The organism is Arthrobacter sp. UCD-GKA (genome assembly GCF_001863355.1).
Taxonomy (GTDB): domain Bacteria; phylum Actinomycetota; class Actinomycetes; order Actinomycetales; family Micrococcaceae; genus Paeniglutamicibacter.
Window position 1 is genome coordinate 126609 of the sequence record NZ_MOLR01000011.1, and the last position, 9928, is coordinate 136536.

8 protein-coding genes are annotated in these 9928 nt (G+C 63.0%); 5 read left to right on the top strand and 3 right to left on the bottom strand.

The window, feature by feature from the left end; genetic code table 11:
* The first annotated feature begins 14 nt into the window (after window positions 1-14).
* From BLJ79_RS18140 to BLJ79_RS18155, 5 genes are read left to right on the top strand one after another with little or no spacing between them, the layout of a single operon-like run.
* On the top strand, window positions 15-1448 hold the full coding sequence (locus BLJ79_RS18140) for an aminobutyraldehyde dehydrogenase (protein WP_083411444.1): 1434 nt from the start codon (window positions 15-17) through the stop codon (window positions 1446-1448).
* A 12-nt stretch (window positions 1449-1460) separates the two neighbouring features.
* Window positions 1461-2783 carry a flavin monoamine oxidase family protein gene (locus BLJ79_RS18145; protein ID WP_071216180.1) on the top strand — a complete coding sequence of 441 codons (1323 nt, stop codon included), beginning with the start codon at window positions 1461-1463 and terminating at the stop codon, window positions 2781-2783.
* On the top strand, window positions 2780-3193 hold the full coding sequence (locus tag BLJ79_RS18150) for a cupin domain-containing protein (RefSeq protein WP_286135482.1): 414 nt from the start codon (window positions 2780-2782) through the stop codon (window positions 3191-3193). Before BLJ79_RS18145 ends, BLJ79_RS18150 begins: the two co-directional genes overlap by 4 nt.
* Entirely contained in the window at window positions 3186-3341 is a 156-nt protein-coding gene (locus BLJ79_RS23440; protein WP_175475533.1) for a hypothetical protein, read from the top strand. The genes BLJ79_RS18150 and BLJ79_RS23440 overlap by 8 nt, the downstream gene beginning before the upstream one ends.
* Window positions 3338-4783, top strand: coding sequence for a purine-cytosine permease family protein (locus BLJ79_RS18155; RefSeq protein ID WP_083411445.1), 1446 nt, complete (start codon window positions 3338-3340; stop codon window positions 4781-4783). Before BLJ79_RS23440 ends, BLJ79_RS18155 begins: the two co-directional genes overlap by 4 nt.
* Before the next feature lie 919 nt (window positions 4784-5702).
* Here the strand turns inward: BLJ79_RS18155 and BLJ79_RS18160 are convergent.
* The 3 genes from BLJ79_RS18160 to BLJ79_RS23445 all read right to left on the bottom strand — a co-directional run.
* Window positions 5703-7277, bottom strand: a complete 1575-nt coding sequence (locus tag BLJ79_RS18160; RefSeq protein WP_071216182.1) for a PAS domain-containing sensor histidine kinase — start codon at window positions 7275-7277, stop codon at window positions 5703-5705.
* Window positions 7277-8116 carry an alpha/beta fold hydrolase gene (locus BLJ79_RS18165; RefSeq protein WP_286135483.1) on the bottom strand — a complete coding sequence of 280 codons (840 nt, stop codon included), beginning with the start codon at window positions 8114-8116 and terminating at the stop codon, window positions 7277-7279. The genes BLJ79_RS18160 and BLJ79_RS18165 overlap by 1 nt, the downstream gene beginning before the upstream one ends.
* Before the next feature lie 828 nt (window positions 8117-8944).
* Window positions 8945-9928 (bottom strand): COG1361 family protein (locus BLJ79_RS23445; protein ID WP_175475534.1); only part of this gene is annotated, 984 nt, incomplete at its 5' end.

Consider the following 9928-nt stretch of genomic DNA (forward strand, 5'->3'; position numbering starts at 1 on the left):
CACCAAGGAGCATCATGACGATCACCACGGCAGCCGCCGTTATCGATGGCCAATCCCGAGCCAATGACAAGGCCACCTCCCGAGCCGCCATGGACCCATCCACGGGCGAGGTCATCGCGGAGGTGCCCGTCGCGGACGGCACCATGGTCGACGATGCGGTGCGTTCGGCCCGCAGCGCCTTCGACTCTTGGACGGACACCACCCCGCTGGAGCGCGACGAATACCTCAACGCGCTGGCCGACAAGCTCATCGAGAACCAGCGCGAACTCGGCGACCTCGAAGCACGCAACACGGGAAAGCCACGCCAGGTCGCGTTCGACGAGGTCGCCGGCGCGGCAGACCAGCTGCGGTTCTTCGGGGGCGCAGCCCGCGTGCTCGAGGGCAAGGCCGCCCGGGAGTACGTCCGCGGGCGCACCTCCTTCATCCGGCGGGATCCGGTCGGTGTCATTGGGCAGATCACCCCGTGGAACTACCCGTTGGTGATGGCCGCCTGGAAGATCGGTCCGGCGCTTGCCGCCGGGAACACCGTCGTGCTCAAGCCCAGCGAGCTGACGCCGCTTTCCACCCTGCGCCTGGCCGAACTCGCCGCCGACATTCTTCCGCCCGGCGTGCTCAATGTGGTTGCGGGCGACGGGGGAACCGGGGAGGCGCTGAGCACGCACCAGGACGTGGACATGGTCTGTGTCACCGGAAGTGTCGGCACCGGCCAGCGGGTGTTGCGCGCTGCCGCGGACCGGGTCAAGCGCACCCACTTGGAGCTGGGTGGCAAGGCACCGGTGATCGTCTTCAAGGACGCCAACATCGACAGGTTGGCCGAGCGGCTGAAGGTGGCCAGCTTCTGGAATGCGGGACAGGACTGCACCGCTGCCTGCCGCATCCTGGTCCACGACTCGGTCTACGACGATGTCTTGGCCGCGCTGGTTCCGGCTGTCGAATCCCTGAGGGTCGGCGGGCCCTTTACCGGCGAACCGACCGATCTGGGGCCGGTGATTTCGGCGCTGCAGCGCGAGCGGGTGCATGGATTCATCGACCGTGCGGTGGATGCCGGTGCGGAAATCATCACCGGCGGATCAGCCCGCAGCGGAAGCGGATATTTTGTCGATCCGACCATCCTGGGCAATGTCGGTGCCGACTCCGAGGTGGTGCGCAGCGAGGTTTTCGGCCCGGTGATCACCGTGCAACGCTTCACCGACGAGGACCAGGCCCTGGCGATGGCCAACGGGGTCGACTACGGCCTCTCGGCCTCCGTGTGGACCGAAAACCTCGGTCGGAGTTTGCGCATGTCGCGTCGGCTGCAATTCGGCGCTGTCTGGCTCAACGACCACCTGACCACTGCGGATGAGATGCCGCACGGAGGGTACAAGATGTCTGGCTACGGCAAGGACCTCTCGACGTATGCGATCGAGGACTACACCGTGGTCAAACACATCATGGCACGGATCGACTAGGGGGCAAGGGCAATGCAGCACGACTACGATGTCATCGTCATCGGGGCGGGGTTTGCGGGCCTCGCGGCCGCCCGGGACCTGTCCAAGGCAGGTGAGCGCGTCCTTGTCCTCGAGGCACGCGACCGGCTCGGCGGGCGGACCTGGTTCAAGAACTATCCCGGCAGCAAAAAGGCGATCGAATACGGCGGAACCTGGTTCTCGACCGAGGCCATGACAACCCTGTCACAAGAAATAGCCCGCTACGGGGTGGGCGTCACGGACCAACCCGACCCGAAGACATTCCTCTGGTGCACCGGCGGGGAACGCCGCGAACACGCGCCAATCCCGGGGGAGGAGCTTGGCGCCATCGAGCACTTCATGGCCAGCATGCACCGGGCCATGGAAAGCATGCCAGGCGGTGCCCTGCAGCCGGAAACCGACTACGCGGACCTTGACGTTGCGGTGTCCGACTGGGAACCCGTGCGGCAATTGCCAGCTGCGTCGCGGGAATTCGTCTACGCCTGGGCCGCCATGTACGGAGGATGCTCTCCCGAAAAGGTATCAGTGGCGCACTACGTGCGGATGCTGGCAGAGTTCGGCAACCGGGTGAGCGCACTCTATGACGGATTGGCACAAAAGTTCACCCACGGATCGGTCCAGCTGGCCGAGGCCATGGCCGCCGACGCGGGCTCGGAGATCCTCTTTTCAAGCCCCGTCACGTCCATGGTGCAGAACGGGGAAGGCGTTCGCGTCGAATCCAGCGCCGGAACGCACACCGCCCGCCGGGTGGTATGCGCCGTTCCGCTGAACACCTTGCCTCGAATGCACTTTGAACCGGTCATGCCCGAGGCCATGGCAGCGGCGGCGGCAACGGGCCACCCGTGTAAATCGATCAAGGTCTGGGCCCGCGTCAATGGTGTGCCCGAGGGGCTCTTTGCGGTGGGGTGGGGCGGGCCGATCCAGTGGCTCAGCAACGAGTACCAGCTCGATGACGGCAGCAGCCTTGTCGTGGGTTTCGGCTACGACAAGGCTGAGCTTGACGCCACAGACCCCGCATCGGTCCAGGCCGCCCTCCGGCATTTTGCCCCCGGCGCCGTGGTGCTTTCATGCGACGCCCACGATTGGGACGAAGACCCATACTCCGACGGGTCCTGGAGCGTCTGGGGCCCGGGCTGGCTGGCCGAGGGGCACGCCGACGCTTTCACCGAACCGCACGGACGCATATATTTCGCCGGCTCGGATATTGCCGGCCAATGGCCGGGATGGATCGACGGTGCACTTCACTCCGGCAGCCAACAGGCCGGACTCATCCTTGAACAACACGCGCAAGAGCCACGAAGGGAATCATCACGATGACGAAGCAGCAGATGGTCGTCAAGACGGCCGCAGTTATTCGCCGGCAGGAAATACCGGCGGTCGCAGAAGATTGGCCGGGCGTCCGTTCCCGGTGGATCACCCCGCCACCGGCTGAGGGTGGTTGGACCGGCGGGCTGTTGGCCGAATGGGAACTTGAGGGTGCCGGCTGGGCGGATACCCACCCGCACGACGAATACGCATTCGTCATCGAGGGCGAACTTCACGTCGAGTGCGCAGGCGAAGAACACGTTCTCCTGGCAGGCGACACGATCTGTGTGCCGGCCGGCCAAACAGGCCGCTACTGGGCTCCCGTCTACGCGCGCATGCTCGGTGTGTGGGGACCGAACCCCGACGGCGAAACTACCGAGCACGGGGAATGCTTTTCGCTGAAAGGACCCGACAATGATTGACCCGCAGCTGGAAACCCGGCTCCGCGCGCTTGAACAGCCGGAAAACCAAGGCGATCCGTTGGACCGCAAAGGCTTCACCAAGCTTGCCGCCCTCACCCTCGTGCTCCCGCTCGTGCTCCTGTTTGTGGGTTGGGTGTTTATGAAATGAGTAACCAACAGACAAACTCCTCCATCATTGAGGGCTCACTGCCGCTGCTGCCCGGGCAAAAAACTTGGGGACCTATGGCGCTCTTCGGGAATTCGGCCTCCGCCGCCGTCGCGACGTGGTGCTTCATCACCGGCGGATACGTTGCCTACTGGCTTCCCGCCGCACGCGGCAGTATCGCCATTACGGCCGGAACATTGTTGGGCCTGTTCATCATGATGCTGGCGGCGGTCCCGGCATCATCCCGGTACGGAATCGAAGCGGTTCGTTCGACGAGGCCACAATTCGGTGTCCGTGGTTCGTACTTCACCTTGGCACTGGTCCTGCTGATCATGGCCGGCTGGAACGCGGTCCTGACCATCTTCCTGGGCAGCGCCGCGACCGAGGCCATGGTCACCATGGGGTTCCTGCCCGAATCCGGGCGCGCCGCGGGCCAGATCGTGTTCGGACTCATCGGCTGTCTGGTCGTCTACGTCTTGTTGCGGAAGGGACCGGACACGCTGCGCAACGTCGGACCGGTGATCGCCATCAGTGTCATCCTTCTTTCCGTCGTGATCATGGGCGTGCTCATCTCGAACGTCGGGCTCGACACGATATTCGCGGCGAAACCGCTTGAACCCAATGGGAGCGATCGCTTGAATTACGCGTTGGTTACCGAATTGGGGATTGCGGGGGCCGTGGCCTGGTGGCCCTACGTCGGCGGCTTGACGCGCTTTAGCCGGTCCACGAAGGGTTCAATCGTTCCCGTGGTCCTTGGCTTGGGCGTGACCATGTGTGTCGTGATCATCATCGGGCTGTTCGCCAGCCTGGCCATCCCGGAATCCGGGGGAAATCCCACGGCGTTCCTCATCCAGGTGGGTGGCCCGGTCTTCGGCGTCGTCGCCCTGGGCTTCATCATCCTGGCGAACATTGGCACCACCATGGTCGGCATCTACGTATGCGCCCTGGCGCTCAAGCAGGTTCCATCCATCGACAAACGGATTAGCTGGAAGGGCTCGACGGCACTTTCCATCGTGCCCGTTGCCGTGATCCTGGTGTTCTTCGCGGGCCCCTTCATGGACAACTACGGTACCTTCCTGGCATTCGCCGGGGTCACCCTGGGACCCATTTGCGGTGTCCAGATCGCGGACTACTACTTCATTCGACGCCAGCGGCTGGATGTCCGCGGACTCTTCGCCGATACCCCGGGTAGCGCCTACTGGTACATGGGCGGATTCAACCCCGCCGGCTTTATCGGGGCAATCGCGGGCGTCATCACCTATCTGGTGGTGCTGGACCCTGTCCACTTCGTCCCGCGCCTCGGGTTCGAGTACATGACCGCAACCATTCCGGCAACCGTGGTGGCCGGAATGATCTATGCGGCGGTCACCTTGGCCCTGCCGAGCTTGCGAAAGACCCAGGACTCGCAGTCCCTGCCAACGGCTGCTGCCAAGAATCTAGGATGATGTAAGCAAACGTTGGGACCGTTGAAAGGTTCCGAGTCCAGCTGACGGCTGGACTCGGAACCTTTTGGCGGTGACGGTCCTTGGTCTGCAGCGAGAACCTACGACACCCCCCAACACGCCGTTTCGGCGGCATCGCTGGAGGCGAAGCATGCTGCCGACAAACAAGCCCAGTTTGTCGAGAACTCCCTGTCGCGTGATGCCCGGTGCTTAAGCTTTCCGGTTCTGGATCCGTTCGGTGGCGTCATCGGACACGGGGAATCGGCCTTCGCTGCTCTCCATGTCATCGCCACGGCAGATGGCACAATCGCCCAACTTCTCTCCTACTCACTATGTCAGCAAACGTAACATCTCGTTCTGGGCTGACCCTCAAACCCAGGAAAATGGTGGCAGCGAAGCACCGAGGGCGGCAGGTTCTGAGCGACGTGGGGACCCCGTAGACCCGGACTGGTGCTCACCGCCGAGGACGATGGCTATCGGCTCGGCGCCTCAAATGATTCTCCACAGGACCCAGCATCGGCGACGCCAGCGTCATCAATGCTGGATTAAGCGCGTGGGGTATTTCGTATCTGAACACGAGTGCGTAAAGGATTCCTGTCCCGCATATCTGGCTGAATAGGTCTCAATGGGTGTCGCGTTTGTGGATCGGCTTGTGGCACGGCCCGCGACGGTCCGCCCGACGTGGTTGGAGTGGAGGAGCGCCACACGCAGGACGCCGAAAAGCCTGGACGCCTGTCCAACCTGCTCGGCTCCACGGTCTGTGCCCCATGCCCCCGGGCTGGCTTCGTGCGGGGCCATCCGGGGTCGGATGCAGTCCGGCCCACTCCTGCCTGCCCTTGTGCTGGTTTCGCCTGCGGCTCTTTAATGCGAGATCCCACCGCGGGACAAGGCTCCCGGCGGGGGAAGCCGGGAGCCTGGCGGGTTATTGCCTGGCAGGAAGAGTGATGGTGACGGTGGTGCCGTGGCCCGCCTTGCTGGTCAGGGTGATTGTGCCGTGGTGGGTTTCGACGATGTTCTTGGTGATGGGCAGTCCCAAGCCGGCCCCGGGGATGGCGGCCTTGATAACGCTGTCGGAGCGGAAGAACTTGGTGAATGCTTCTTGCAGGTCCTGCGGAGTCATGCCGATTCCGGTGTCGGTGACCTCCAGTCGAATGTGCCCGGCGGTGTGCCGGGCACAGATGGTGATGCGTCCCCCGTTGGGGGAGAACTTGATGGCGTTGGAGAGCAGGTTGTCCAGGACCTGACTGATCCGCAGCGGATCCAGGACCACCGGCAGGGTGGGAGGGACGACGGTGGTGATCGTGACGTTGTTGCTCTCTGCATGCAGTGCCGCGGAGCAGATGCTGTCGCGGATGAGCCCGGCCAGGTCGACGGTCTGTGGTGCCAGAGCGCTGTCAGCGGTGGAGGTGAAGAGCAGGTCCTCGACCAGCTGCAGTAGACGTTCGGAATTGCGCAGGGCCACCTTCAGTGGTTCAGCGATATGCGGGGGAAGGCCGGGTCCCTCCAGGACCACATCGAGGTAGCCGACGATGGAGGTCATGGGGGTGCGTAATTCATGAGACACGTTGGCGAGGAAGTCATCCTTGGCAGCCACGGCGTTGAGCAGCGGCGTTACGTCTGTGTAGGCAATGACGGACCCGGCAAAATCGTCGGTTCCGGATACAGCACGTGCCGAGACTCTCAGGGCACGTTGGTCACCGGGCGGTCCGATCCAGATGAGCGAATGCGAAAATGATTCGCCCCGTGCCGCCCGCAGCCGCGGAAAGTCCCGGGATCCTAATGGGGTGCGGTCTGGACCGTAGACGAGCAGGCCGGCGACTGCCTCGCCGCCAGAGCCTTCAGGGGTAGCGTGCTCCAGATTGCGCTGGTACTGACTATTGTTCATGACGTGGTTTGCTTCGGTGTCCACCACGGAGATGCCGACGTCGACGGTGTTCAGGACCGTGTTGAGCAGGGATTCGTTCCTGCGGCTTTGCTGCAGGGTCAGGCACAGCTCGACCTCCGTATCTGCCAGGGCATTGCGGTGGGCGGTTGTTTCGGCCTCCGCCCGGTTCCGTGCGATTTCTGCTTCTTCGGCCCGGCGCAGCGCGGCCTCAAGTTCGCGCTCGTAGCCGCGGCGTTGGGCGGCACCGAAGACGATGATGCGGTCCACGGCAGGTTCTCCCGGGGCCGAGGACGAGCGGGTTGCTGAAAGCAGGGCCGGGTGGCGTTGTCCCTTGTATCCGACGATGTCTACGGCCAGTTCGCTCAAGGATCTTCCGGCATCAAGCCGGTGCCGAGCGTAGGCTGCGTAAACGATCCTGTCGCCCACGGGGAACAGGTCGAACAGGTTCGCACCCTGCACCGCGGCCCGTTCCAGGCCCGCCCAGGAGAGGAACGTGTCGTTGACCTCAAGGATAGTCCCGTCGGTCCCTGTAATGAGGTAGCCAGCCGGGGCTTGATGGAACAGCTCCTCAAAGTCCGTGCGCGACGGGGAGTTCAGGTCTCGGGGGTCCATTACGACGCGGCGTTCAGTTCGGGTTCCACCTGTCGGGGTACCGCAGTCCCCGCTAGATAGCCCAGGATGGCGTCGGCGCTTTCGCCCGGTGAGCTTACATGCGGGCAGTGTCCGGTGGCGGATAGCTGGATGAGGGTGCTGTGTGCCAGGTTTTGCTGCAGGTACCGGCCGATGTGCTCCGGAGCCAGGAGATCATCGGTGCATTGGAGGATCAGGGAAGGCACGGTGATGTTCCTGAGCAGAGGCCGGACATCGGAGAGGAAGGCGACGCGGGAGAATTCGCGGGCAACCATCGGATTGACCCGGCGGAAACTTGTCTCCAGCTCCGCCGCGTTTTCGGGGGCGTTCGGGGTCCCCATGATGGCCGGAGCCATGGAGCTGACCCAGACCAGGTAGTTGGCATCCAGGGAGGACAGCAGCCCATCGAGGTCCTCGGCGCTGAATCCGCCGATGTATCCGTCCTCGGGGTGGTCCATGTAGCTGGGCGAGGAGGCCAAGAGCACCAGCCTTCCCAGGCGACGGGGGTCCGTCTCGGCGGCGGCGATCGCCATCATGCCACTGACGCTGTGGGCAACAAGGGTGACATCCTGCAGGTCCAGTACCTCACAGATCTCCAACATGTCCCGGGCGTACCCGTCCAAGAAGGCGTACTTTACCGAGTCGTATGCGGCCAGGTCCGAGCCTCCGGAACCGACGTGGTCGAAGAGCACTACTCGGTACTTTTTGGTGAAGTAGGGAAGCATCTTCTCCCAGGTTCCCCCGTCACAACCGAATCCGTGGGCGAACATCACCACCGGCCCGTTCGTCGGGCCCAGGATCCGGATGTTGTTGCGTGTCATGAGATCGTCCATGGAGAGAAAGGTCCACCTGTCGGTTGGGGCAAATGAATATTGGGTCGAAATTCCGGCTGGAATGAACAACTTATACGGGGCGCGACTCTACACACGATCAGGTCAGGTGCCCCACAACGCGCCTGCCTCAAGCGCACCAGCCGGCACATTCCACCATTGCGGTATTGCTCCGTAGAGCTGTCTAGGCCGTGGGTGGCTCGAGGTGGGGCCGCGTCAGGTGGGTTGCTCGGTTGGAGGGTCAGATCTGGGCCGCGGCAAGGAGTCGAGGAGCTGCCAGAGTCTTGCGCTGGCACCCAAGGACTGGGACGTTCCAGGAAGCCCGCCAAGGGCCAAAGCCCGTAGGCGGGCGGTGATATGGTCATGTTGGTCTCGACATACGAGGTGTGCTCGGTCTGTCAAGCCATGCTGATCGCGACACATTTTTGCGCCTGGTACCGAGTCAGATCGGCGAGATTGGATCCTGGTCGTCATGTTCGTTAAGAATCTCCTGAAACAAATCTGGGTCCTCCAACACAATGAATCTGCAGATATGCGCATGTGACTTCTGCCCAGCAACCCGCCCGCAGTTCCAGCTGGCAGGCAACATCCGGGATGTGCCAAATCCACGATTCAACTGCTCCCCGCGACGCGCTAACGGCATAAGCGGGACTCCTGTGGGAAAAAATCTGCGTCACGCGCTTCTTCTAGCTCGATGCAGACAGTGGATCCATCCTGAACCCGAGCAAATCCATGCGAGGGTCATTTCAGCGGTTTGGGCCGCAGGATTTCGACGCTTTGAGTTTCCCTGGGCACCGTGCCATACACAGAGAGGGGCCCCTAACTGGCAACCCGATTCCTCCGGCGGACCCACCACAGGACAGCTCCGACGATGATGGCCACGAGGGCGATACCACCAGCGATCAGGGCAAGGTTGGGACGTGCGTCTGGTTCGTCAACGGGTTCCTTGATGGCGTCGGGGAACACAATAGTGGCTTTGGCTTCATGGGACACGAGCCCGCTCTTGAGTCTAAGTGTTGCTTCCCATGGTCCATTGGGGAGTTCTGCGGGTAGCGTCGCACGTACGGCTGCGCTTTCCCCAGGTGCGATGGTGGTGCCCTGATCGATGGGATTTGGACCAGCAGAAAGCCCCCCGGGCCCATCGGCGAGCTTCAGCGAGCCGGTGATGTCAAGGGCACGACCCCCGATGTTGGTGACAGTGGTGGCGACTTCTGGGTCACCGTTTTGGTTACGGCCGGGGGAAAGGTCATCGATGCTGAAGTTTGCGGGTTTTCCGTTCCCTGGGCCAATGGAGAGATACACGCGGATGCCGGCTCTGCTGGCTTGGATCATATTTGTACCTGGAGCTGGTTCATTGCGGATCTCGGCCCAGAGGGCGGCATACTGTTCATCTTCCGCGGCGTCGGCAGGAACATCGATGGTGACGGCGACCTTGGCGGCTGCCCCTGATTCCAGTTCCAGCGCGGGTTGGTCAAAAGAGGTCCAGGTCGTAAGTTCGTTGATCGCCGGATCGTTCCCGCCCACAAAAGATCCATCCTCAATGTGGGCGGCGCCGGCGTAAATCCGAACGGACTGTGCGGTGCCGGAGTTGTTTGTCACCTCGATGCGGCGGGTGATCTCAGTGCCCGGAGCCAGACGGTCCACGATGTAGGACCGTGCCCGAGGGTCTTTCTGCGTCGCTGCCGGAATATCCAGCAGCCGCACGCCCACGCCGGTGGGTGCCGGGGGCGGTGTGTCCTTGGCACTCTGGATGGGCACGGAGGTGGGTTGGGCGCTGACCGGTCCTGCGGGAACCAGCATCAG

What these genes read in the sequence shown, in the direction of transcription:
- BLJ79_RS18140 (WP_083411444.1), top strand. Translation starts at nt 15, where the DNA reads ATGACGATCACCACGGCAGCCGCCGTTATCGATGGCCAATCCCGAGCC.
- BLJ79_RS18145 (WP_071216180.1), top strand. Translation starts at nt 1,461, where the DNA reads ATGCAGCACGACTACGATGTCATCGTCATCGGGGCGGGGTTTGCGGGC.
- BLJ79_RS18150 (WP_286135482.1), top strand. Translation starts at nt 2,780, where the DNA reads ATGACGAAGCAGCAGATGGTCGTCAAGACGGCCGCAGTTATTCGCCGG.
- BLJ79_RS23440 (WP_175475533.1), top strand. Translation starts at nt 3,186, where the DNA reads ATGATTGACCCGCAGCTGGAAACCCGGCTCCGCGCGCTTGAACAGCCG.
- BLJ79_RS18155 (WP_083411445.1), top strand. Translation starts at nt 3,338, where the DNA reads ATGAGTAACCAACAGACAAACTCCTCCATCATTGAGGGCTCACTGCCG.
- BLJ79_RS18160 (WP_071216182.1), bottom strand. Translation starts at nt 7,277, where the DNA reads ATGGACCCCCGAGACCTGAACTCCCCGTCGCGCACGGACTTTGAGGAG.
- BLJ79_RS18165 (WP_286135483.1), bottom strand. Translation starts at nt 8,116, where the DNA reads ATGACACGCAACAACATCCGGATCCTGGGCCCGACGAACGGGCCGGTG.